The sequence below is a fragment of the Pseudofrankia coriaricola genome, assembly GCF_032027725.1.
Taxonomy (GTDB): domain Bacteria; phylum Actinomycetota; class Actinomycetes; order Frankiales; family Frankiaceae; genus Pseudofrankia.
Map to the genome: position 1 here is coordinate 67,398 of NZ_JASNFO010000018.1, position 22,092 is coordinate 89,489.

Genomic DNA, 22,092 nt, shown 5'->3' on the forward strand with positions numbered 1-22,092 from the left:
CGGTCGACCGGCGGGACGCGCCGCCGCGGATGTGGCCCGGTAGTGCGCTTCCGTACCGATAGCCGTTTGTTGGTCGTCCGTACGGCTCGGTGTCGCGTCGGGGACGGCGCCGCACTGCGCCTGGATCGTCGCTGGTACGGTTCCGCCCAGTCCGGGAACACTTGGAGCCCCTATGACGACCCCAGCGCCTGGCCAGATGCCGGACCCGTTCGCGAAGCCCGGGCCCGATCAGCCGCCGCCTGGCGCGGGTTACCCGCAGCCCGGCCAGGGATACCCGCCTGCCCCCGGTTACGGGGATCCGAACGCGGCATATCCGCCCGCCCCGGGCTATGGGGATCCGAACGCGGCATATCCGCCCGCCCCGGGCTATGGGGATCCGAACGCGGGGTACCCGCCCACCGGGGGCTACCCGCCCGGCGCCGACCCCAATGCCGGGTATGCGCAGCCGGGGGGCTATCCGCCAGGCCCCGGATTCGCGCCAGCCCCGGGCTATCCGCCGGCTCCTGGCTACGGGCCCGGCTACCCGTACGGAGCCGACCCGTCCGCGCCGTTCGGCCGGCACCAGATCACCGGTGAGCCGCTCTCGGACAAGGACAAGCTGACGGCCGGTCTGCTGCAGCTTCTTCTCGGCGGAGTGGGTGCCGGCCGCTGGTACATGGGCGACTATGGGATCGCGGTCGCCCAGCTGCTCACCTGTGGCGGCCTCGGTATCTGGTCGCTCATCGACGGCGTGATGATGCTGACCGGCAACGTCCGCGACAAGTTCGGCCGCCCGCTGCGCGGCTAGGGCCGTCCCCGGCGACGTTCGCCCGCCCTCGGCCCGGGGGATCGCCGGGGCTGTATCCGGATCCGGACTCCGAACCCTCGCCGGTTCGGATCCGGACACAGAACCGCTGGTCTAGCCCGCGGCGCGGCGATGCCACCGGCCGAATCTTGGCGGAAGCGGCACCAGGCCGCTTCCGCGAGTCCTCGTTGGCCAGGCGCCGCGTCGATACGCATACCCGGCCAGCGATCTCCGACGGATCCGGGAGCGGCGGGCCGCGCGCCGAACGTGTCAGATGCCTGCGCGGGCCGTGCGGGTGTGACGGGTGGCCGTTCGCCCGTTGGTGACCGACGGCCGGGCGGTCTCGCGCCTCACCGCTCCGGATCACTTGCGCTTGCCGCCGCATGCGGTGATTCTTGTGACCCACGGCACAGCTACTCGGGTGTCGTACTAGTCACCGGTGGTGTCGTGAATGCGTTTCGTGCCGACCTGGGTCGGCTGCTTTCGCACTGATCGGTCTCGCGCGGGCGACTGTGGCAACGCGCGGTGCCCGGCTGCTCACTCGCGACAGTCCCCTGGCGGTTTCGGCGCGCGGTCTCCATCAGCTTGCCGATCTTCATTGGCGGGGTCGCGACGGGTGCGACCACCCGTTTCGCGCCCGGCTCCGTTCCGTTGTCGGCGCGGGTTGGGCAGGCCGGACGTTCGGCCTGCCCTGGCTCGGCCGGCGCGAGTCGGGCGGCCGGTTGCCCGGCCTGGCCGGCGCTGTGCGTGTTTGCCCGAGTCGCTTGTGTCGTCGGCCTGATACCGCAATCCTGGTGACCTGCGACACGTTTCATTGTGCAACTGTCTCCCGTTGATCTTTGGATTGACGGGTCCTGGGTGCCGCGGAGGTCCTGCGTGGTTGCTGGAAGCCAGCCGGAGTTGTTAGTCGTCGATTCACTCGAGGTTGTCTATGCGGGCGTGGTCCGGGCGCTGCGCGGCGTGACGATCTCGGTCGGCACAGGGCAGGTCGTCGCGGTGCTGGGAAGCAACGGCGCCGGCAAGTCGACGCTGCTGCGTACCGTGTCCGGCACCCTGGGGATGCACGGCGGGAAGGTCACCGCCGGCGCGCTCCGGTTCGACGGTCAGGACCTCGCCGGCCGGGGCGCCGCGGACATCGTCCGGCTAGGCCTGGTGCACGTGCCCGAGGGACGCCGGATCTTCGGCCGGCTGACCGTCGAGGAGAACCTGCGGGCGGGCGGGATGTCGGTGCGCGGGCGGGCGGCCCGCACCCAGGCCCGCGACCGGGTCTACGAGCTCTTCCCGCTGCTGGCCGAACGGCGCGACTCCCGGGCCGTGCTGCTGTCCGGCGGCGAGCAGCAGATGCTCGCGATCGGGCGCGGCCTGATGTCGGCGCCCCGGATGCTGCTGCTCGACGAGCCGTCGCTGGGGCTCGCCCCCCAGATCATCGGCAAGATCGGCGCGGCGATCAGGGAGATCAACGCCCAGGGCGTCTCGGTCGTCCTCGTCGAGCAGAACGCCGCCATGGCGCTGGCGCTCTCCGAGGTGGCCTACGTCCTGGAGCTCGGGCGTACATCGCTGTCGGGGCCGTCGGCCGAGCTCGCAGCCTCCGACGAGGTCGCGCGGCGCTACCTGGCGGTGGCGGGTGAGGCCGCTCCGGGCGCCGCACCTCCCGCCCCAGGTGATCCCGCGAGCCCCGCATCTCCGGATCCCGAACCCCCGCGGCCGGCGAGCCCGGCGCGGACGCTGTCCCGGTGGCAGCCGTCGCCGGCCCGGCGGGTCCTGCCCCGGCCTCGGGGCCGGGTCGGTGCCGCAGCTGACCAGGGCGGCGTGCCCGCGGGGGAGCCGAAGTGAGCGCAGGAGCAATCGAGCGGAGTGGTCGTCCGAGGGACGAGGACGGCCGCGGAGCGAGTGCGGCGACGGAGCGAACCCGAGGCACAGTGAGCGACGTCGTGGCCACGGAGGTGACCGACTCGCTGGCGGTGGCCGAGCCGCTGGTGGTCGAGGGTGTGACGGTCCGTTTCGGGGCGCTCGCCGCGCTCGCCGACGTGTCACTGCGGGCCGAGCCAGGGACCGTCCACGCGGTGATCGGGCCGAACGGCGCCGGCAAGTCGACGCTGTTCAACGTCATCTCCGGGGTGTACCGGGCGACGTCCGGCCGGGTGCTGCTCGGGGGCACGGTGCTGACCGGACAGCGGCCGCACCGGGTCACGGCACTCGGGGTCGGCCGCGCGTTCCAGAACCTCGCCGGCTCACCGTACGAGTCGGTGCTCGACAACATCATGATCGGCCGGCATCACCTGATGCGCACGGGCTTTCTCAGCGCGGGCCTGCGGATCCCCTCGGCGCGCCACGAGGAGCGGCTGCACCGGGCCAGGGCGCGCGAGATCGCCGAGTTCCTCGACCTCGGAGAGCGCCTGCACGTGCCGATCGGAATCCTTCCGTACGGCGACCGCAAGCGGGTCGAGGTGGCGCGGGCGCTGGCGACGGAGCCGCGGGTGCTGCTGCTGGACGAGCCGGTCGCCGGCATGAACGCGGTGGAGACCGCCCAGATGACGGCGACGATCCGGGCGATCCGGGCTTCCCTCGGGATCACGGTCCTGCTGGTGGAGCACGACATGACCATGGTCATGTCGCTGGCCGACCAGGTCACGGTGCTCGACTTCGGCCGGGTGGTCGCCGACGGCACCCCGACCGAGGTGAGCCGCGACCCGGCCGTGATCCGCGCCTATCTCGGCACCGGCGACGAGGACGACCCCGCGGCCAGCCCCGCGAGCGCCAGCCCCGCGAGCGCCAGCCCCGAAGGCGCCAGCTCCGCGGGCGACAGAGCCGAGGGCGGCGCCACGGAGGAGAGCGCCGAAAAGGAGAACACCGGCGTGCGCGGTACCGGCACCCAGAGCGCCGGCGCTGGCGCGGAGGCGAAGGACCCGCCCGCGGACGGCGGGGACGTCGGAACCGTCGCGGTCAGCACAGGGAAGGAGCAGCCGTGACGACGTTCGTCTCGCTGTTGGTCAACGGGATCTCGCAGGGCGCGGTGTACGCGCTCATCGCGCTCGGATTTGTGATCATCTTCAAGGCGAGTGAGGTGCTCAACTTCGCGCACGGCTCGATGCTCTTCGTGGGCGCCTATGTGACCGCCCGGCTCGTGCCGTCGATCGGGTTCGCCGCGGCGGTGGCGATCGGCGTCGCCGGGACGGCGCTGCTGGCCGTCGTCCTCGAACGGCTGCTGTTCTCCCGGGTGGGCCGGGGCACGGGGCTGGCCAGCCAGGGGCAGGTCGCCGCCCTGACGATCATGACGCTGGGCCTGGACATCGTGATCGCGACCGACCTGACCCGGCGGATCGGCTCCAGGGTGCTCTCCCTGGACCAGCCCTGGGGGACCGGAGCCTTCTCGGTCGGCGGCGTCGGCCTCTCCTACAACCGGCTGATCGCCATGGGGACGGCGGCCGTCCTGATCCTGGCGTTCCTTGCCGCGTTCCGCTTCACCGGCTGGGGAGTGGCGCTGCGTGCCAGCGCCGAGGACGCGGAGGCGGCCGCGCTGATGGGGATCCGGCACTGGCAGGTCAGCGCCCTGGCCTGGCTGGTCGCCGGCGGGCTCGCGGCCGTGGCCGCCGTCTTCCTGACCGGCAGCCCGACGCCCGGCCTGGATCCGTCGATCCGCACCGTCGCGTTCCTCGCCTTCCCGGCCGCCATCATCGGTGGCCTGGACTCGACCACCGGCGCGCTGGCGGGCGGAGTGCTCGTCGGCGTCGTCCAGTCCCTGATCGCCGGCTATGCCGAACATCTGCAGTTCCTCGGCGGCGACTTCGGCGGGGCCGTGCCCTACGTCCTGATGCTGGCGGTCCTGCTGGCGCGTCCCGCCGGCCTGTTCGGCACGAGGGAGCTGACCCGTGTCTGACGTTCGTGTCTCCCACGGGCCGCGCGCGGCGCTGGCCACCCGGCTCCTCCTGGTGTCGCTGCTGGTGGCCCTGCTGATCCTCGCGGCGCTGCCGTTGTATCTGGAGGAGTTCTGGCTGCGGGTCGGCTTCTCGATCTTCGCGGCGGTGATCGGCGCGATCGGCCTGACGATCCTCGTCGGCACCACGGGCCAGCTCTCGCTCGGGCACGCCTTCTTCCTCGCCGTCGGCGCGATCAGCTACTGCTGGCTGGCGAGCGAGCCGAGCACGCTGGGCAGCCGTCACCTGGGCGGGCTCGGCCTTCCACCGCTTCTCGCGATGGTGCTCGCCGTCCTGATCTCCGGGATAGCAGGCCTGCTGTTCAGCCCGGTCGCCGCGCGGCTGCGCGGGATCTACCTCGGCATCGCCTCGCTGGGGCTGGTGTTCGTCGGCCAGCACGTGCTGAACTCCGCGTCCCCGCTGACCGGCGGCTACAACGGCCGGCGCACCCCGGACTTCTCGTTGTTCGGGTTCGTCTTCGACGATGACAACTCCGGCCTCAAGGTGCTGGGCGTACCGTTCGGGCGCGCGGAGCGGCTGTGGTACCTGGGCCTCGTCCTCGTCGTGCTCGCGGCCTGGTTCGCCTACGGCCTGCTGCGGTCTCGGCCCGGGCGGGCGCTGCGGGCGGTCCGGGACGGCGAGATCGCGGCCGCGGTCACCGGCATCGACGTCACCGGCTACCGGGCCAGGGCGTTCCTCGTGTCCTCGATGTACGCGGGGCTGGCGGGGGTGCTGTACGCCCTGTCGATCGGCAGCGTCGCGCCCGAGTCGTTCACCGTCGAGGTCTCGATCCAGTACCTCGCGATCATCCTGCTTGGCGGTCTTGGCTCGGTCGGCGGCGCCATGGCCGGCGCGGTCTTCGTCATCGGGCTGCCCCTGCTGCTCGAGCAGTACAGCGAAAGCCTGCCGTTCCTGGCAGAGCCCGGCAGCGGCGGCGTCACCTCCGCGGAGGCGGCCAAGTACGCCTACGGCATCGCCGTGATCCTCTTCGTCCTCTTCCAGCCGCGCGGGCTCGCCGGCATCGCCTACGCACTGGTGCGCCGCCGCCGCGCCGCGGCGCTGCGCCGTGGAGACGACGGGCTACCACCTGACGGCGGTGGGACCGCTCCGCCGCGCGGCGAACGCGCCTCGGCGGGCGGCACCGCCGACGTGGACGCGGCCGGCGCCGCCACATCCGTCCCGGTGGGCGCGCCGGCCGACGCGACCTCCGGCGGCTGACGGACCACCGGGTCGGAACCTGCCAGACGCCGTGTGTCGGACTCGCCATTCGGGTGAGCCGGGGGAAGAAGGGAACCTCTATGTCTCCAGTCATGGCTGGGCGGGGCCGCGGGCCGCGATGGCGGTCAGCTGGCCGCGTCTCGCTGGCCTTAGGCCTCTCGGTGGTCACCCTGCTGGCCGCCGCCTGCAGTACCAAGGGCGACGACGACAAACCCGCGGCGCCCGCGGCCAGCGGAAGCGCGAAGGTCGTCAAGACCGGCCAAGGGATCAGCGGAACCGAGCTCACTCTCGGCAACCTCAACGACGTGACCGGATTCTTCGCCGCCAGCGGCAAGGACCTCGCGATCGCCTATGACCTCTTCTGGAAGGACTACAACCAGAAGAACGGCGGGATCTGCGGGACGTACACCGTCAAGCTGGAGAACGCCGACAGCGGCTACAACGTTCAGAAGGCCACCACCGCGTACGCCGCCATGAAGCCCAAGGTGGCGGCGATGCAGATGGTGCTCGGCTCGGCCATCGCCACCGCGCTGTCCGAGGACCTCACCGCCGACGACCTGGTCGGGATCCCACTGGCCTGGTCGCAGTCCCTCTCGGACAACCCGAACTACGCGATCGTCGGCTCGACCTATGACGTCGAGTCCATCAACGGCCTGGACTACCTGCTCGAGAAGGGCGTCATCTCCAAGGGCGTCAAGATCGGCCACATCTACCACGACAGCGAGTACGGCATCAACGCCGACGCCGGCGTGAAGTACTGGGCCGCGCAGAACGGGTCCCAGGTCTTCGAGCAGAAGGTCGGCCCCCTACAGAACGACCTGAGCTCGCAGGTGACTGCCCTCAAGGGGCAGGGAGTCGGGGTCATCGCGATCACCGGCACGCCGACGCAGACCGCCGCGCTCGCGGCCGCGACCAAGACCCAGGGCCTGAACGTGCCGCTCCTCGGCAACGGCCCGACCTACACGCCGGACCTGCTGACCGGCGACGCGAAGGACGTCCTGTTGGACCGGTTCTACTTCGCCGGCGGGAACGGCACCCTCCCGACGGCCGAGGCCGCCACCGTGCTGGCCGCCTACCGGCAGGCGGTGGGCAAGGCCGACGCGATCCCGACCCCCGCGCTCTCCACGGGCTACGCGACCGCGACCGTGATGGCCAAGATCCTGGAAGCGGCCTGCGCCGCCGGCGACCTGACCCCCGCCGGTATCGTCGCCGCCAAGAAGGGCCTGACCACGCTGGACACCGGTGGCCTGACCGGCAAGCTGGACTACTCGAAGCCCGGCATCTCCCCGACCAGGCAGTCCTTCGTCGTCAAGCCAGACGCGACCGCAGACGTCCGCCTCAAGATCGTGGCTCCGCTCTACGAGGGCCCGAACGCGAAGACCTACGTCCGCGCCAAGTAGTCGTTTGACCCGCTGACCATCTGATCGGGTGACCGGATTCCCGCGGTCGCCGTGCGCCCAGGCGGGCGGCGACCGCGGGGACAGATGACCGCGGGGACAACGGTGGCACGTCGTCACCGCTGACCTCGTCCGCCAGACCGGCGGGCGAGGTCAGCGTCGCGTTACGTGGTGCGCAGCTCCTCCGTGGACACGCTCGGGCGGAGGAAGAGCAGGGCGAGGCCGGTCATCGCGACGATCGCGAGGATCGTGCCGCCGGCGAAAAGCCCGAGGTCGGCGAACGGGATCGGGACCCCGCGAGTGAGCTCGGGTGCCACGGCGGTGGGGCCGCCCGGGAGCGTCCCGACCTGGCCTCCGGTACTCGCCTCGATCGTCAGCGACCAGGTCATCGTCACGCCGACCGCCAGCGCTACCAGCACCGCGGGCACGGCGGGTGTAAGGGTTTGCCAGAACATCGAGCGGGCGAGAACGCCGCGAGGCACCCCGGAGGCAACCAGGGCCGCGTAGGTCCGGCGGCGGGTGACGATCCCCTCGGCGAGGCCGACCAGCAGGCCGAGCGTCGCGATCGTCAGACCCACCAGCACCGCCGCGTAGACCAGGTCCATGTCCCGTAGGGAGGAATCATCGCCACCCGGCGTGTATCGGAATCCTTGCTGGACGGTCCACCACTGGTCGTAGGCCCGCCGGGTGTCGGCCTCCGTGGCGAAGTAGGCCCGCATCCCCGCCGCGCCGCCGCCGAACAGGACGCAGGCGAGCACCGCGGCGAAGACCCTGCTGCTGGCCCATGGGTCCGCGATGAGCCGGCGCCCGGCGAGCAGTGCGGCTGGCCGGCGCGCGACCCGGTGCAGAACCCGGCCGGCGACGTGGGAGATCCAGCCGGTGCCCAGCAGGAGCCCGACGAGTGCGGCCAGCGCGCCCGCGAACAGGAGCGCGATGAAGGCGCCCTCTGGCACGTCGAGCCGGTGGCGTTCGGCGTACCGCAGGAGCGGTCGCAACACGGCGAAGCAGGCCACCCCCGGCACGATCAGGAAGGCTGGCCACGGCCGGGGAGCCGGGAGCCGCTGCCGGTGCACGACGCCGAACGGCGTGACCCGGACCCGCCGCAGCACGAGCGCCGCCGTCAGGGCGGCGACGAGCGGTAGCCCCAGGGCGATCGCGAGCAACGCCGGCCAGGGCGGCAGAACATCCGTCGGCAGCGGCAGCCGGCCGTCCTGGTTCGGCCGGTCCAGTACCCGCCGGCCCACCAGATAGGCCGCGAACCCGATACCCACGCCGGGCGTGCTCGCCAGCCCGGTCTCCGCGGCAGTCAGCGAGACGGTCTGACCAGGGGTCGCGCCCGCCAGCCGAACCGCGGCCAGCCTTCTGTCGCGGGCCGGCGCCCCGAGGCGTCCGCACTGGCCCGCGAGCGCCAGCACCGGGATGGTCAGCAGCATCAGGGCGATCACCACGCCGGGCCGCAGGCCGGGCTCGTTCAGCAGGGCGCTCCGGTAGGTCGTGTTGTTGGCCGCCGTGCCAGCGAGCGGGCCGGCGAGCTCGGGGATGGCCAGCACTGTGGCGGCGGTCAGAACGGCGAGCGTCGCCAGCGTCGCGGACAACGCGGTGAGCGCGACGCGCAGGGCATCGGCCCGGCTGCCGACGGACGCCAGCCGCACAAGCGTTCCGGGCCTCATCCCACGCCCTCGGTGTCCACCATGGCCAGCCCGGCGCCGGCGAGGCCGAGCCCGGTCGGGTCGATCTGGCCGTCTCGCAGCGTGATCTCGCGGTGCGCGTAGCCGGCGACCTTCGGATCGTGCGTGACCAGGACGACCGTCGTCCTCTGCTGGGTCGCGAGCCGCACCAGCTGCCCCAGCATCTGCTCGCCCGCCAGGGTGTCCAGCGCGCCGGTGGGTTCGTCGGCGAACAGCACCCGGGGCTCGGTGACCAGCGCGCGTGCCAGCGCGGTGCGCTGCCGCTGCCCGCCGGACATCTCCCCGGGCAGCGCGTCCGCCACCTCGGCGACACCGAGCCGCTCGAGCCAGGACAGGGCGGCGGTGCGGGCGCGGCGGCGGCTGGTGCGGGCCAGCAGAAGTGGGAGGGCCACGTTCTCCGCCGCGGACAGCTCCGAGACCAGCTGCCCGAACTGGAACAGCACACCGAGCTCGGTGCGCCGCAGCCGGGACCGCTCGGCCTCGGACAGGTTGTCGATGCGTCGGCCGCGGTAGACGACCTCGCCGGCGTCCGGGCGCAGGATGCCCGAGAGGCAGTGCAGCAGGGTGGATTTGCCGCAGCCGCTGGGCCCGGTCACCGCGACGATCTCCCCTTCCGCGATCGCGAGATTCACCCCGCGCAGGGCCGCGACGGCCCCGTACGACCGGACGAGGCCGCGGGCCTCCAGCAGGACTGTGGTCATGCAGAGCCTTCCTGGGCTTGAGTCGCGACCCGTTCCAGCGTGGTGCGCAGCCAGCGCAGGTCGGCGTCGAGGTGGGTGATGGCGTAGTCGAGGGCGATCACGTCGGACAGCCCCGTCGCCGGGTCGGCCTTCAGCGCCGTCAGCTCGCGCAGCCTGGCGGCGTGCGTCGCCCGCTGCGCGACGAGGTAGTCCCGCGCCGTGGCAGCGTCCGCCGCGAACAGGGCGACGACGACCTTGGCCAGCAGCGCGCCGGCGACGTGCGGCGCCGGCGGCTCCACCGCGGTGAGCCAGGCGCGCAGGCCCGCGAGGCCCTCGGCGGTGATGGCGTAGCTGGTGCGCTCGGGGCCGCCGGCCTGGTCCTGGCCCACGGGCGTCACCAGGCCGTCGCGCACCAGCCTGGCAAGCGTCGTGTAGACCTGCCCGAACGCCAGCGGCCGCGCGCGCGGCAGCTGCTCGTCGTAGGACCGCTTCAGCTCGTATCCATGCCGGGGCCCGCCGGCCAGCAGGCCCAGCAGCACGTGCGACGTGACGGATCCGGTCGAAGACACTCCGCAACTATGTAGTGAGTGAATAGCTGGCGTCAAGGCCACCCAGAGCGGGCATAGGCCGCCAGGCCCTACCCGGCGCCGAGAAGGCCGGGGAGGGCCTCGACGACCAGGGACCAGTCGGGGGAAGAGGGGTCGGTCAGCGTGTAGTGGTCGCCCTGGGCTTCCAGCAGGCTCGCGGGGGCGCCGGCTCCGGTGGCGGCCTCGACGTAGCGGACGCTCTGGCCGAACGGGACCTCGTCGTCGGCGCGGGCGTGGACGCACAGGACGGGCACGCGCAGCGGGATGGCCGCGGACGGGTCGGCCAGGCGGTACTCCCCGGGCAGGTCGTCCGGGCCGCCGCCCATGAGGTCGAGGGCCGCCGTCCCGCCGACGCCGCCGCGCGCGCAGTCCGCGAGCCACAGCGCGCCCGCCAGGGACACCACCGCCGTCAGCCGCACCCGCGGCCCGGCGCCCGGCGCCGTGGCGGGCAGCTTCGCCCGCCCGGCCGCCCATGTCGCGAGGTGGCCGCCCGCGCTGTGCCCGATCGCGACGACATGTGACGTGTCGACGGGTAGGTCGGCGAGCAGGTCGATTCCGGCCGCGACATCCGCGAACGTCGCCGGCCAGCCGCCGCCCCGGCCGACCCGCCCGTACTCCAGGTTCCACACCGCGTACCCGTGCCGGGCCAGGTCGGCCGCCAGCGGCCATCCCTCCGAGACACCGTAACGCGCCCGCCAGAACCCGCCGTGCAAGAAGATCACTACGCCGGTGGTGGGCGAGGCGCCGGCGTCATCCACGGGCAGCCACAGCTCGCCGAACTGGTCCGGACCGGGGCCATACCTGTGGATCGCGGGCCTCATCCCGCCATTCTCCCCGGCAGATCGGCAATGGCCCGCCTCGGGACGTGGCTGCCGGGCGGCGCAAATGTAACCGGTAAGTTACGGTTCGATTTACATTTCGGTCCGATTGGCGGCCGGCGGCCGCCCTGAGCCGGACAAGCGCGGGGCAGACGGGCCCACGGTGGACGTCGTGGGCGGCTGGCGGTGCCAGGACGCCTGGCTCGACGTAGCCTGATCACGGGGGTGCCCGCCCTCCGGAGGAGGCATGATCATGTTTCTCCCGCACGTGGCGGGCATCATGCCAACGGGGCGGTGCCCTCCGGGCACAATGCCAACAGGCCGTGCCCGGGCGCACGGGGAGGTGGCCGCCGATGAGCCGGTACGCGGTGGACGTCCACGACCGCACGCTGATGGTGTCGTGGGATACCGGGCTGGGTGACGTCGCTGAGAAGGTCGCCCGGTTCCCACGGGCCGTCGACGAGTCGGACGCGCTGCAACTGGCGCGCACGTTGACATTTCTCTCCGCCGCCGCCTGGCGTACCTACACGCACCCGGAGGAGTCGGCGCTGCAGGCGCTGCCGACGGGTGACGACAGCCTGACCGGCCGCGGCAGGGATGTCTTCGGCAAGGCGATAGCGGCGATCGAGCAGCCGCACCTGCCACATGAGGGGCTGATCCAGCAGGCCGTGGTCGTCGTCGAGGAGGCGGCGCACCGGGTCGGCCGGGCATTGCACGCGATCTCCGACACCGAGTTGACCACCGAGGTCGCCGCGGAGGTGCGGGCTGAGCTCGACGCCGTCGAGCGCGCCGAGCTGGGCGAGCTGTCGGGCCGCGCCCGCCAGGCGGTGACGCTCAGCCGCGCGGACGCGTCGCCGCTGCAGGTCGCCGCCGCCGACGCGCTGCTGCGCGGCGACCCGCTCGGCAGCCGCGCGCTGTTCACCGACGTCGAACCGACGGCGGCCGCGATCGCGGCGGCGCACTGGCTGCACGCGGCGGCGATCGTGGCCGCCCGGCACGCCGACCTCGACGTCACCCAGGTCGTGGCCGAGGCCGACACCATCGAGCCGCTCCCGCACCGCACGCCCACGCTGGTGCTTCACCAGGTCGACGGGGGCGACTCGCCCCGCGAGGCGGTGCTCGACCTGATCGCGCACGCGCTGGTCGTCGCCGAGGGCCGCAACCCCGACCTGGACGACATCTTCGAATGGGTCGCGGAGATCGTCGAGGACGGTCCGCCGGCCCCGGACGACGAGGGCGAGGAGCGGCTGCCGCGCCGGCAGACGCGCACGCCGATCCTGCCGACCGAGGGCCTGGCGATCCAGATCCGCGGCGTGGGCGACCGTTCCGCGGACGACGACCTGGACGACGTCCGCGGCCTCGATGACGACGACGATGACGATGACGACGAGGAGTTCGGCGAGACGCTCTTGCTGCCGGACCGGCTGACCCCGCTGGACCCGCGCCGGCCGGCGGTCGACCTTCTCGAGGACCTGCTCGCCGGGATCCACGGCTGCTGGCTGCTCTACCGCGAGTTCGCCGACCCGCCGAGCGTCCCCCGCCCACCGGCACCGGCGCCGCCCGTGGCCGACTCCGAGCCGGTCACCCCGGAGACGGTCTCCGCCGCCCGCCGCAAGCGTCGCGAGCAGCTGCGCCGCGCCTTCGACGACGAGGTCCGGGCAGCGGCCGCCACCCTCCGCGACCAGCTGGTGTAGGACACCCAGGACCCGGCCGCCCACCCCGGGAACGGAGCCCGCAGGGATTGGACGTTCAGCGGCGGGTGACCGCGTCGGCGCGGAGGCCCGGCCACGAGCGAAGCGAAGGGACCCCGTGCGGGCTGGCTGTGGATGGGTGAGGTTTCGGCGGTGGGTGACCGTGCTGGGCGCGGAGGCGCGCCTCGCGGAGGCCCGGCCACGAGCGAAGCGAAGGGACCCCGTGCGGGCTGGCTGTGGATAGGTGAGGTTTCGGCGGTGGGTGACCGTGCTGGGCGCGGAGGCGCGCCTCGCGGAGGCCCGGCCACGAGCGAAGCGAACGTGGTTGGGCCGCAGCGAGGTCGCCGTAGCGCCCGTGAGCGGAGGAGGACACGGCGCGGAGGTCCCTCGGGAGCGAAGCGAGTGAGGGGCCGGAGCGCCGTGCCCGCACGGAGCGAACCAGGAAGAAGGAGGGGCGGATGTCGCGGGCGCTGGTGCTCGGCGGTGGTGGGCTGGCCGGGATCGCATGGGAGATCGGGCTGCTCGCGGAGCTCACCCACGGCGGGTCGGACCTGACCGCGGCGGACACCGTGATCGGAACGTCCGCCGGCTCGGTCGTCGGCGCCCTGCTGCGCACCGGGCAGAGCCTCGACGAGCAGCTCGCCGCCCACCTGGAGGGCGCCGGCGCTGGCGCCGAGCTCACCGTGAAGCTCGACGTCGACCTGCTGGCGAACATGTTCGGCGAGGCCATCAGCGGTGCCCGTGACCTGCCCGGCGCGCTGTCCCGGATCGGCGCGATGGCGCTGGCCACCCCGACCGTCAGCGAGGCCGAGCGGCGCCGCGTCATCGAGGCCCGGCTTCCCCGGCACGAGTGGCCGGCGCGCCGGCTCCTCGTCACCGCGATCGACGCCGAGCGCGGCACGCTGGTGACCTTCGACAAGGACTCGGGCGTGCCGCTGGTGGACGCGGTGGCGGCGAGCTGCGCCGTCCCCGGGGTCTGGCCGCCCGTGAGCATCGACGGCCGCCGCTACCTCGACGGCGGCTCCGGCTCGGCGACCAACGCCACCCTCGCCGCCGGCCACGACACCGTCCTCGTCATGGCCCCGATGACCACCCCGGGCCGCGGCCCGTTCCTCGGCATCGAGGACGAGGTACACGACCTGGAGAAGTCCGGTAGCCGCGTCCTGGTCGTCACCGCCGACGATGCCGCTCGCGCCGCCTTCGGCCTGAACTCGCTCGACCCCGCCGTCCGCCCCGCCTCCGCCCGCGCCGGGCGCCGCCAGGGCTGGTCCCTGTCCCACGCCGTCCGCGAGTTCTGGACCGCCGGAGCGGCCGGAGCGGCCGGAGCGTAGACCGGTGGCTCCGAAACCGCGGGTGCTGTCGCCGGCAGGTGGCGGTGACGCCCCCTAACTATGGCGGCCGGTGACGGCGACGTTGAGGCCCACGCCGATCATGGCCAGGCCGCCGGCGCCGCCGATGGCCGCCAGGCGCCGCGGGTTCCCGGTGAACCACGACCGCACGGCGCTCGCGACCATCGCCCACCCGCTGTCGGAGACCAGCCCGATGCCGATCGCGAGCAGCGACATCAGCAGCATCTGGGCGGGAATGTGCCCCGCCTCGCGGCTGACGAACTGGGGCAGCACCGCGCCGAACATGATCAGTGCCTTGGGGTTGGTGACCCCGACGACGAAGCCCTGCCGGATCGTCCGCCACCTCGACAGCGCCTCGACATGCTCACCGGCCACCGCCGCCAGCTCGCGGCGGTGCCGGATCGCCTGGATGCCCAGCCAGACGAGATAGGTCCCGCCGGCCAGTTTCACGGCCAGGAAGGCGATCGCCGAGCGCTCCACCAGCGTGCCCAGGCCGAAGGCGACCAGCACCGCCACGACGTAGTTGCCCAGCCCGCTGCCGACCGCGCTCACGATCGCGGGCCCCCGCCCCAGCGACAGCGCCCGCCCGACCACGAACAGCACGCTCGGACCCGGAACCACGATCAGGACGAACGCGGCGACGGCGAACCCGGCCAACTGTCCACCAGAGATCATTTGGGGATCTTATCCGCGAACGCGGCGACGGCGGGCCTGGCTGATGCCCGTGCTCGGCGCGCCCTCCCGGCCTGGAGCTGGGCGTCAGGGGCGGGAGCGGACCTGCCAGAGGTCGGGGAAACTCGGATGGAAGAGCGTGGAGCGCAGGTACTCGGCGCCGGGGGAGCCGCCGGTGCCGGTCCTGGCTCCGATGATGCGTTCGACCATCTTGACGTGGCGGTATCGCCACTCCTGGATGCCCTCGTCGATGTCGACGAGGGCCTCGCACACGCCGGCGGGTACGCCGCGCTCGTCGGCGTACGCCTCGGCGAGGGCCGCCTGGACGAGTTCGTCCCCACCGGGCCAGGGCAGGCGGGGGTCGCGGTCGAGGATCTCGTCAGGGAGCTTCCAGCCGGCGGTGGCGAGGTAGCGCAGCAGGGAGTCGAAGATCGAGCGGCGGCGCATGATGGCGTCGAGGGTGGCGTCGTCCGGGCTCCCGGAGCCGGCGAAGTCGCGGCGGCCGAGGGTGGCCTCGATCCAGCGGAACTGGAACGACTGGAAGCCACTCGAGCTGCCGAGCTCCGGGCGGAAGCGCGCGAACTGGCGCGGGGTCATCGTCTCCAGGACGTCCAGCTGGCCCACGACCGTCTTGAGGATCTTCGCGACGCGCCTGGCGGTCTGCAGAGCGCCGACGCCGTCGCCGGACTCCAGGCGGTGCCGCAACAGGTCGAGCTCGCGCAGGATCTGCTTGAACCACAGCTCGTAGACCTGGTGAATGATCACGAACAGCAGCTCGTCGTGCTCGTCGGTGCGCGGGTGCTGGCAGGACAGCAGCTCGTCGAGGTGGAGGTAGCCGCCATAGGTCAGATCACCGTGGCTGGTCGTGGCGTCGGCCCTTTCGGCGCGGCCGCCGGGGCCGCCGGCCGGTGCGGAGGTGCCTGATGCCGTGCTCACCAATGTCCTCCGTTTCCTCGTCCACCGGGCACGTCACCGCGGAGGACCGGGTGGATGCCGGTGATGTCTGGCCGGGATGTCACGGCGCCCAGCGGGGTCTCGGCGGGCGTCGACGGCGTCGGTCCCGCGTTCACCGGTTCCGTCCGCGGACGGTCGCGGCCAGCAGGCCGGCGGCTCCGGCCAGGCCGCCCGCGGCGAGGGCGGTGAGCCGGTTCTGGCGGCGTATCCGGTTCGGGATCTCGGCGTACGGCCTGGTCGTGAAGCTCACCAGTTCGTAGCGGGAGACGTAGCGGCCTGGCAGGCGGCGCTCCAGCCAGTGCTCGGCCGCGACCCTGACCTGGAAGGCGTGCGAGTTCACGCGGTCGCGCATCTCGACGAAGTTGTCCAGGGCCATCTCGGCGATGGCGTCACAGTTGGCCTTGCGGCGCCGTTCGTAACTGGCGAGCGCCGCCGCCCAGTCGCCGCCGGTCTCCGCCAGGCACCGGTCGATCTCAACGCAGTCCTCGAAGGCGCAGTTCGCGCCCTGGCCGAAGAACGGGACGATCGCGTGCGCCGCGTCTCCCACGAGCGCGAGCGTCGCGCCGCCACCCCGGCCGCTCGTGCTGGCGGTGTCGCTCGTGCCGGCCGCGTCGCCTGGGTCGGCCGCGTCGCCTGGGTCGCCTGTGCCAGCCGTGCTGCTCGTGCCGTGGTGAACCCACGGCCAGGCGCGGATCGTCGCCAGCGACCCGAGCGGGTTGCGCTGGTAGTCGTCGACCAGGCTCGGGGCCAGTCTGGCGACGTCGGGATAGTGCTCGCGGAAGTGCCCGACGATCTCGTCCGGCGTCGTCAGCGCCGCGAACTGTTCGGCGGTCCAGAACAGGGTGCAGGTGAAGGACCGGTCCAGGTTCGGCAGGGCGATCATCATCGACTCGCCGCGTGGCCAGATGTGCAACGCGTCCGGGTCCAGGGCGAATTCGCCGCCGCGCGCCGGGATCGTCAGCTCCTTGTACCTGTGGTCCAGGTAGTCCTGGCTGAAGGTGAAACCGGTGCGGAAGGTCACCGCGCGGCGGGCGGCGCTGAAGGCGCCGTCACAGGCCAGCACGACGTCCGCCCGCGCCAGCTGTGTCGATGGGGAAACGCCTCCGCGGCTCGGGGTTCCTGCCGGATCGGCGACAGGGTCCCTGCCGGATCTGCGAAGCAGATCTGGGAGGTCGGCGATCTGGGAGGTCGTCTGTGGCCAGCCTGCCAGCCGCTTTGGCTGAGGCCCGTCGGCCGTCTCGAACCGCAGCTCGCCGGCGGCGAGGTCCACCCCGGTCAGCCGGCAGCCGAAGGACAGCCGGACGCCGGGGGTCTTCGCGGCGACGTCGAGCAGGGCGCGGGTGAGCTCCGCCCGGCTGATCGAGTTGATCGCGCGCGTCCCGTCGGCGCTGTACGGCCGGAAGCTCTGCGCGCCGGACTGGTCGTGCACCATCCGGCCGTGCATCGGCAGCGCCCGTGACAGCACCTGCTCCTCCAGGCCGACCTGGCCGAGCGCCGCGAGCCCGCGGGCCGAGATCGCGAGGTTGATCGAGCGGCCGCGCTCGGCCGCGCTCGCGCGCGGGTCGTCGCGCCGCTCGTAGACGGCGACCTCGATCCCGCGCCGGCCGAGCAGCGTCGCCAGCAGGCAGCCGGCCAGGCCCGCGCCGACGATCACGACGCGCTGACCGCCCGCCGCGCCCGGGTGTTCTGTCACCTGTCCTCCGTCACCTGATCCTGGGCGCTCGCCCTCCGCCGTCTTCCCCGTTCTGACCCGGCGGGCCATGACTCATGCGGACCCCGGCTCATGCGGACCCCGGCTCGTTCAGCCATCGGAAGCCCTGCTCATCCGGGTCTTCCGCCGTCGAGCACGGCCGCGAGCGCGGTGGCGGCGCGCCAACAGTCGTGAAAGGTGCTGTACAGGGGCGCCGGAGCCAGCCGGATGACGTCCGGGCGGCGGGCGTCGGCGAAGACGCCGTGCTCCTGGCGCAGCCGCTCGGTGAGAGGGCCGACGTCGCGGCCGTGGACGCGCACCGAGAGCTGCGCGCCGCGGCGCCTCGGCTCGCGCGGCGTGACGATCTGGGCCGGCCGCCCGACGCACACCTCGTCGAGCAGCGCCTCCAGGTATGCCGTCAGGCGCAGGCTCTTGGCCCGCAGCGCCGGCATGCCTGTCTGGTCGAACATCTCCAGCGAGAGCAGCACGGCCGACATCGACAGGATCGGCGGGTTCGACAGCTGCCAGGCGTCGGCGGAGTCGACCGGGCGCGCGACCGGCGCCATCTGGAAGCGGGTCGCGGGGTCCGTCGACCACCAGCCCGCCAGCTTCGGCAGGGCCCGGTCAGCCAGGTGCCGCTCGTGGACGAAGGCGCCGGCCAGCGAGCCGGGGCCGGCGTTGAGGTACTTGTACGAACACCAGGCCGCCCAGTCGGCGCCCGCGTCGTGCAGCCGGAGCTCGACGTTGCCGGCCGCGTGTGCCAGGTCCCAGCCGACCGCCGCCCCTGCCGCGTGCCCGGCGGCGGTGATCGCGGCTATGTCGAGCAGCTCGCCGCTGTAGTAGTTCACGGCGCCCAGCAGAACGAGCGCGACCTTGTGACCGTGCTCCGCCAGGTAGGACACGACGTCCTCGGAACGCAGCGCCGCCTCGCCCACGCGAGGCGCGAGCCGGATGACCGCCTCGTCCGGGTCGTAGCCGTGAAAGGCGGCCTGGCTGCGCACCGCGTAGCTGTCGGACGGGAACGCGGCGTCCTCGATGAGGATCGCGTGCCGCTCGGGGGCCGGCCGGTAGAAGCTGACCATCAGCAGGTGCAGGTTGACCGTCAGCGAGTTCATGACGACGACCTCGCGGGGGAGGGCGCCCACCAGCCGGGCGGCTGGCCCGCGCAGTAGCTCGTGGTACGAGAACCAGGGCCGTCGGCCCTCCAGATGGCCCTCGACCGCCAGGCTCGCCCAGTCATCGAGCTCCTCGCCGAGGCGGGCACGCAGCGCCTTCGGCTGCAAGCCCAGCGAGTTGCCGGCGAAGTACGCCGCCTCGCCGCCGCCGTGCGGTGGGATGCGGAACTCGGCCCGCCGCGTGGGCAACGGGTCGCCGGCGTCGAGCTTCAGCGCGTGACGCTCCTGCCCGGACTGGGCCGGGCTCATGCTGGCGCCGCTCGACCCGTACCGGCCGGACCGGCCGGACCGGCGGCCGGGGAGGGCGCCACGGCCCGGGCGCCGGCGGTACCCGCTCCTGCGTCGCCGGCCAAGGCCCCGGCCAGGCTGCCGGCGTCGGCCGGGCGTGGAACGGTGTCGTCGGCAGGGTTTGGCATGGCGGTGCCGGCCGGGTCCGGAGCGTCGGCGTCGGCGAGGCCGAGGAACGTGGCCGCGTTGCCGGACAGGAGCCGGGCGCGCGTCGCGTCGTCGAGGAACTCCGCCGTGCGGACGACGGCGCCCGCCGGGCGCTCGCCGAGCGGGTAGGGGTAGTCGCTGCCGACGACGACCCGGTCGGCGCCGACCGTGTCGACGAGCAGCCGCAGCGCGCCCTTGTTGAAGACCACCGAGTCGACGTAGAACCGGCCGAGGTAGCGCTCCGGCGGATGCTCCGACCTCCCGATCACGTCACCCCGCCGGTGCCAGGCGTTGCCGAGCCGGCCGAGCCAGAACGCGAACGACCCGCCGCCGTGGGCGAAGCAGATCCGTAGCCGCTCGTCCACCCGGTCGAACACGCCGCCGAGGATCATCGCGAGGATCGACAGGTGCGTCTCCGCCGGCATGCCGACCAGCCACTGGGCCATCCAGCGGTCCAGCCGGGGCGAGCTCGGCAGGTCCCACGGGTGCACGAAGACCGGGGCGCCGAGTGCCGCCGCGTGCTGCAGGAACGTCACGACGCCTTCGCTGTCGAGGTCGAGGTCGCCGACGTGGTTGCCGATCTCGACGCCCACGTGCCCGGCGGCCAGACAGCGCTCGAGCTCGGTGCAGGCGGCGTCGGGGTCCTGCATCGGCACCTGGCACATCGGGAGCAGCCGGTCGGGCGCCGGCGCGCAGATCTTCAGCGCCAGGTCGTTGAGGATGTGCGCGATCTTCGACGCCTGGGTGACGTCGTGGGCATAGGAGAAGAAGACGGGCGTCGGCGAGACGACCTGCCTGCTCACGCCGTCGGCGTCCATGTCGGCCAGCCGGACCTCGGCGCCCCAGCAGTCCGAGGCGACCCGGCGGAACTCCTCGCCGCGCATCATGATCATGAGTTCGGACTCGGTCTCGAACCGCGGCGTCGGCGTGCCTGGGCCGAGGTCCGGCCAGCCCCTCGGGACGTAGTGGGTGTGGACGTCGATGATCTCGTCTGTAGGGCCCATCTCAGCGTTTGCCCGGGAGCTCGGTCGTTCCCGGCTGCGCCGCCTCTTCAGGCTGCGCCGCCTCTTCAGGCTGCGCTGTCGTTCCCGGCTGCGGCGTCTTCTCGGGCAGCGCAGCCTTTCCCGGGTGCACGGTGCCGCACTTCGGACAGGTGCGGGCCTGCTCGTCGGCGTAGAACGCGTTGAACACCGGTGGCAGGTCCTTCACGATGTCGCGGACCTGCAGTTCCGTCTCGTGTACCAGGGCCGCGCATGCCGGGCAGTACCACTGGAACTTCTCCAGCAGCCCCTCCTCGCGGATCCGCTCGACGACCAGGCCGATCGAGCCGGCCTCGGGCCGCTGCGGCGAGTGTGGGACGTTGCGGGGCAGCAGCCAGGTGTCGCCCGCGTGGATCTCGATGCGTCGAGGGGCGCCGTCGTCGTCGATGACATTGACGTGCATGGTGCCTTTGAGCTGGTAGAACCACTCCTCGTACGGGTCGACGTGGTAGTCGGTCCGGGCGTTCGGGCCGCCGACGACCTGCACGATGTAGTCGTCGCCCACCACCAGGGTCCTGTTGCCCACCGGCGGCTTGAGCAGGTGCTGGTTCTCCTCGATCCACTTCGGGAAGTTGATCGGCTGCGGAAGCGTCATGAGCCGCCCTCTCTCCTTCTCGGAACGTGCGCGACGGCCTGCATCTCGACCAGCAACAGTGGGTGTGGCAGCTGGTGAACGGCGACGGTCGTCCTGGTCGGCCCGGTCTCGTCGAAGAACTCGGCCCACACCTCGTTGTAGCCGCCGAAATCGTTCATGTTGACGAGATAGCCGGTGACGCTGACCAGGTCGGACAGGCCCGCGTCGACCTCGGCCAGCAGCGCGCCGAGGTTCTCGATCACAGCCCTCGTCTGTGCCCGGATGTCGAGCGAGGCCGTCCCCATCGCGTCGACGTCGGCGCCGGCGAACGTGTTGTCCGGCCGCCGCGACGACGTCCCGGAGACGTACACGAAGTCACCGGCCCGCCTCAGGTGCGGAAACCGCCCTCGCGGCTTCGCCTTCCCAGCGACGACCCGCGCGTCGCCCGCCCCGGTGACCGTCGGACGCGGACCGGAATCCGGGGCCAGTGCTGGATCCGGGCCCGGCGAGCGCCGTGGTTCGGGGCCGGCCGCAGGTTCGATGGTCATGCGTACTCCGCGACGGCACTCGCGATGCCGAGACGCGCGACCCGGGCTTGGACCCGGCCGGGGCGCAGCGGCGCCGCCGCGGTCGCCGCGCCGGCCAGCAGGATCTGCCCGGCGGTCAGCGGGAACCCGCGCTCGCGCGCGAGCGGGACCAGCGCCCGCAGCGCGTCCAGCGGATGGCCGAGGATCTCGCCGGTCGACCCTCGCTCGGCGACCTCGCCGTCGATAACCAGCTCGACCGTCAGGTCGCCGAGCGCCTCCCGCGTCGCCTCGTCCAGCGCCCACCACGGCCCGACGACGAAGAACGCCGCCGAGGTGTTGTCGGCGACCACGTCCGGCAGGCTGAACCGGAAGTCCGCGTAGCGCGAGTCGATGATCTCCAGTCCCGGCGCGACGGCGTCGACGCAGGCGAGGATGTCGACCTCCGCGTCGGGACCGGTCAGGTCGATGTCGCGGGCCAGCCGGAACGCGACCTCCGGCTCCACCCTGGGGTGGATCAGCCTGGCGAGGTCCACCGCCCCACCGTCGGGAACCGCCATCGCGTCGGTGATCTGGCCGCAGATGACCTCCGAGATCCCCATCTGCGCCATCTTGGCCCGGCTGGTCATCCCGAGCTTCGTGCCGGCCAGCCGCTCGCCGCGCTCCAGCCGCCGGCCGACGACGGCGTGCTGGATCCGGTACGCGTCCGCCAGCGGCAGCCCCGGCGGCAGCTGCGGCACCGCCTCGGCCCGCAGCCTCGCCCCGTCCAGGTAGTCCGCCGTCTCCTCGATGGACCCCACGGGACTCGCGGCGCTCACAGTTTCTCGGGTTCGCTCCGTCGCCGCACTCATCGCCCCCCCGTTCGTCGCATCCGCGCCGAACGGGGACCCCTGCTCGCGGCC

Annotated in this window: 20 protein-coding genes; 8 read left to right on the forward strand and 12 right to left on the reverse strand. The window is 72.8% G+C overall.

All coding sequences use genetic code 11. From position 1 onward, the window contains the following. Positions 1–172: 172 nt before the first annotated feature. The 6 genes from QOZ89_RS10610 (at position 173) to QOZ89_RS10635 (ending at position 7,316) form a co-directional block, all read left to right on the forward strand. The gene (locus QOZ89_RS10610; RefSeq protein WP_071053096.1) at positions 173–787 is read left to right on the forward strand and encodes a TM2 domain-containing protein; all 615 of its coding nucleotides are present in this window, start codon (positions 173–175) and stop codon (positions 785–787) included. Between the two features lie 873 nt (positions 788–1,660). After that, a complete protein-coding gene (locus tag QOZ89_RS10615; RefSeq protein ID WP_312623649.1) occupies positions 1,661–2,617 on the forward strand; it encodes an ABC transporter ATP-binding protein in 957 nt (318 codons plus the stop codon). A gap of 98 nt (positions 2,618–2,715) precedes the next feature. Then, a complete protein-coding gene (locus tag QOZ89_RS10620; protein ID WP_312623650.1) occupies positions 2,716–3,753 on the forward strand; it encodes an ABC transporter ATP-binding protein in 1,038 nt (345 codons plus the stop codon). Continuing rightward, on the forward strand, positions 3,750–4,661 hold the full coding sequence (locus tag QOZ89_RS10625; protein ID WP_071053098.1) for a branched-chain amino acid ABC transporter permease: 912 nt from the start codon (positions 3,750–3,752) through the stop codon (positions 4,659–4,661). Before QOZ89_RS10620 ends, QOZ89_RS10625 begins: the two co-directional genes overlap by 4 nt. After that, positions 4,654–5,916 (forward strand): branched-chain amino acid ABC transporter permease, encoded by a 1,263-nt coding sequence (locus QOZ89_RS10630; RefSeq protein ID WP_071053099.1) that lies wholly within the window; start codon positions 4,654–4,656, stop codon positions 5,914–5,916. The genes QOZ89_RS10625 and QOZ89_RS10630 overlap by 8 nt, the downstream gene beginning before the upstream one ends. 161 nt (positions 5,917–6,077) lie before the next feature. Beyond that, complete coding sequence (locus QOZ89_RS10635) at positions 6,078–7,316, forward strand: ABC transporter substrate-binding protein (protein ID WP_157910608.1); 1,239 nt, start codon at positions 6,078–6,080, stop codon at positions 7,314–7,316. 161 nt (positions 7,317–7,477) lie between these two features. Here QOZ89_RS10635 and QOZ89_RS10640 read toward each other — a convergent pair whose 3' ends face one another. The 4 genes from QOZ89_RS10640 to QOZ89_RS10655 form a co-directional block, all read right to left on the reverse strand. Beyond that, positions 7,478–8,983, reverse strand: coding sequence for an FtsX-like permease family protein (locus QOZ89_RS10640; RefSeq protein ID WP_071053100.1), 1,506 nt, complete (start codon positions 8,981–8,983; stop codon positions 7,478–7,480). Next, on the reverse strand, positions 8,980–9,702 hold the full coding sequence (locus tag QOZ89_RS10645; protein WP_071053101.1) for an ABC transporter ATP-binding protein: 723 nt from the start codon (positions 9,700–9,702) through the stop codon (positions 8,980–8,982). Before QOZ89_RS10645 ends, QOZ89_RS10640 begins: the two co-directional genes overlap by 4 nt. After that, a complete protein-coding gene (locus QOZ89_RS10650; RefSeq protein WP_071053102.1) occupies positions 9,699–10,250 on the reverse strand; it encodes a PadR family transcriptional regulator in 552 nt (183 codons plus the stop codon). Before QOZ89_RS10650 ends, QOZ89_RS10645 begins: the two co-directional genes overlap by 4 nt. Positions 10,251–10,318: 68 nt before the next feature. Continuing rightward, on the reverse strand, positions 10,319–11,089 hold the full coding sequence (locus QOZ89_RS10655; RefSeq protein ID WP_071053103.1) for an alpha/beta hydrolase family protein: 771 nt from the start codon (positions 11,087–11,089) through the stop codon (positions 10,319–10,321). A gap of 350 nt (positions 11,090–11,439) precedes the next feature. On the opposite strand from QOZ89_RS10655, the gene QOZ89_RS10660 reads away from it, so the two are divergent. Together QOZ89_RS10660 and QOZ89_RS10665 are read left to right on the forward strand one after the other, a co-directional pair. Continuing rightward, positions 11,440–12,780 carry a hypothetical protein gene (locus QOZ89_RS10660; RefSeq protein ID WP_071053104.1) on the forward strand — a complete coding sequence of 447 codons (1,341 nt, stop codon included), beginning with the start codon at positions 11,440–11,442 and terminating at the stop codon, positions 12,778–12,780. Between the two features lie 455 nt (positions 12,781–13,235). After that, positions 13,236–14,108 (forward strand): patatin-like phospholipase family protein, encoded by an 873-nt coding sequence (locus tag QOZ89_RS10665; protein WP_071053105.1) that lies wholly within the window; start codon positions 13,236–13,238, stop codon positions 14,106–14,108. Between the two features lie 54 nt (positions 14,109–14,162). Here the strand turns inward: QOZ89_RS10665 and QOZ89_RS10670 are convergent, their stop codons facing one another. The 8 genes from QOZ89_RS10670 to QOZ89_RS10705 form a co-directional block, all read right to left on the reverse strand. After that, entirely contained in the window at positions 14,163–14,801 is a 639-nt protein-coding gene (locus QOZ89_RS10670; protein WP_071053106.1) for a LysE family translocator, read from the reverse strand. Between the two features lie 84 nt (positions 14,802–14,885). Further along, complete coding sequence (locus tag QOZ89_RS10675) at positions 14,886–15,734, reverse strand: tryptophan 2,3-dioxygenase (protein WP_083419782.1); 849 nt, start codon at positions 15,732–15,734, stop codon at positions 14,886–14,888. A gap of 130 nt (positions 15,735–15,864) precedes the next feature. Continuing rightward, the gene (locus tag QOZ89_RS10680; protein WP_241842298.1) at positions 15,865–17,445 is read right to left on the reverse strand and encodes an FAD-dependent oxidoreductase; all 1,581 of its coding nucleotides are present in this window, start codon (positions 17,443–17,445) and stop codon (positions 15,865–15,867) included. A gap of 128 nt (positions 17,446–17,573) precedes the next feature. Beyond that, entirely contained in the window at positions 17,574–18,866 is a 1,293-nt protein-coding gene (gene kynU / locus QOZ89_RS10685; RefSeq protein WP_071053107.1) for a kynureninase, read from the reverse strand. Next, a complete protein-coding gene (locus tag QOZ89_RS10690; RefSeq protein ID WP_241842299.1) occupies positions 18,863–20,056 on the reverse strand; it encodes an amidohydrolase family protein in 1,194 nt (397 codons plus the stop codon). The genes kynU and QOZ89_RS10690 overlap by 4 nt, the downstream gene beginning before the upstream one ends. A 1-nt stretch (position 20,057) precedes the next feature. Beyond that, positions 20,058–20,687 (reverse strand): 3-hydroxyanthranilate 3,4-dioxygenase, encoded by a 630-nt coding sequence (locus QOZ89_RS10695; RefSeq protein WP_241842300.1) that lies wholly within the window; start codon positions 20,685–20,687, stop codon positions 20,058–20,060. Continuing rightward, positions 20,684–21,214, reverse strand: coding sequence for a RidA family protein (locus QOZ89_RS10700; protein ID WP_241842301.1), 531 nt, complete (start codon positions 21,212–21,214; stop codon positions 20,684–20,686). Before QOZ89_RS10700 ends, QOZ89_RS10695 begins: the two co-directional genes overlap by 4 nt. Then, positions 21,211–22,008, reverse strand: coding sequence for a 2-keto-4-pentenoate hydratase (locus tag QOZ89_RS10705; protein ID WP_241842302.1), 798 nt, complete (start codon positions 22,006–22,008; stop codon positions 21,211–21,213). Before QOZ89_RS10705 ends, QOZ89_RS10700 begins: the two co-directional genes overlap by 4 nt. Positions 22,009–22,092 lie beyond the last annotated feature (84 nt).

What these genes read in the sequence shown, in the direction of transcription:
- QOZ89_RS10610 (WP_071053096.1), top strand. Translation starts at nt 173, where the DNA reads ATGACGACCCCAGCGCCTGGCCAGATGCCGGACCCGTTCGCGAAGCCC.
- QOZ89_RS10640 (WP_071053100.1), bottom strand. Translation starts at nt 8,983, where the DNA reads ATGAGGCCCGGAACGCTTGTGCGGCTGGCGTCCGTCGGCAGCCGGGCC.
- QOZ89_RS10645 (WP_071053101.1), bottom strand. Translation starts at nt 9,702, where the DNA reads ATGACCACAGTCCTGCTGGAGGCCCGCGGCCTCGTCCGGTCGTACGGG.
- QOZ89_RS10655 (WP_071053103.1), bottom strand. Translation starts at nt 11,089, where the DNA reads ATGAGGCCCGCGATCCACAGGTATGGCCCCGGTCCGGACCAGTTCGGC.
- QOZ89_RS10660 (WP_071053104.1), top strand. Translation starts at nt 11,440, where the DNA reads ATGAGCCGGTACGCGGTGGACGTCCACGACCGCACGCTGATGGTGTCG.
- QOZ89_RS10665 (WP_071053105.1), top strand. Translation starts at nt 13,236, where the DNA reads ATGTCGCGGGCGCTGGTGCTCGGCGGTGGTGGGCTGGCCGGGATCGCA.
- QOZ89_RS10670 (WP_071053106.1), bottom strand. Translation starts at nt 14,801, where the DNA reads ATGATCTCTGGTGGACAGTTGGCCGGGTTCGCCGTCGCCGCGTTCGTC.
- kynU (WP_071053107.1), bottom strand. Translation starts at nt 18,866, where the DNA reads ATGAGCCCGGCCCAGTCCGGGCAGGAGCGTCACGCGCTGAAGCTCGAC.
- QOZ89_RS10690 (WP_241842299.1), bottom strand. Translation starts at nt 20,056, where the DNA reads ATGGGCCCTACAGACGAGATCATCGACGTCCACACCCACTACGTCCCG.
- QOZ89_RS10695 (WP_241842300.1), bottom strand. Translation starts at nt 20,687, where the DNA reads ATGACGCTTCCGCAGCCGATCAACTTCCCGAAGTGGATCGAGGAGAAC.
- QOZ89_RS10700 (WP_241842301.1), bottom strand. Translation starts at nt 21,214, where the DNA reads ATGACCATCGAACCTGCGGCCGGCCCCGAACCACGGCGCTCGCCGGGC.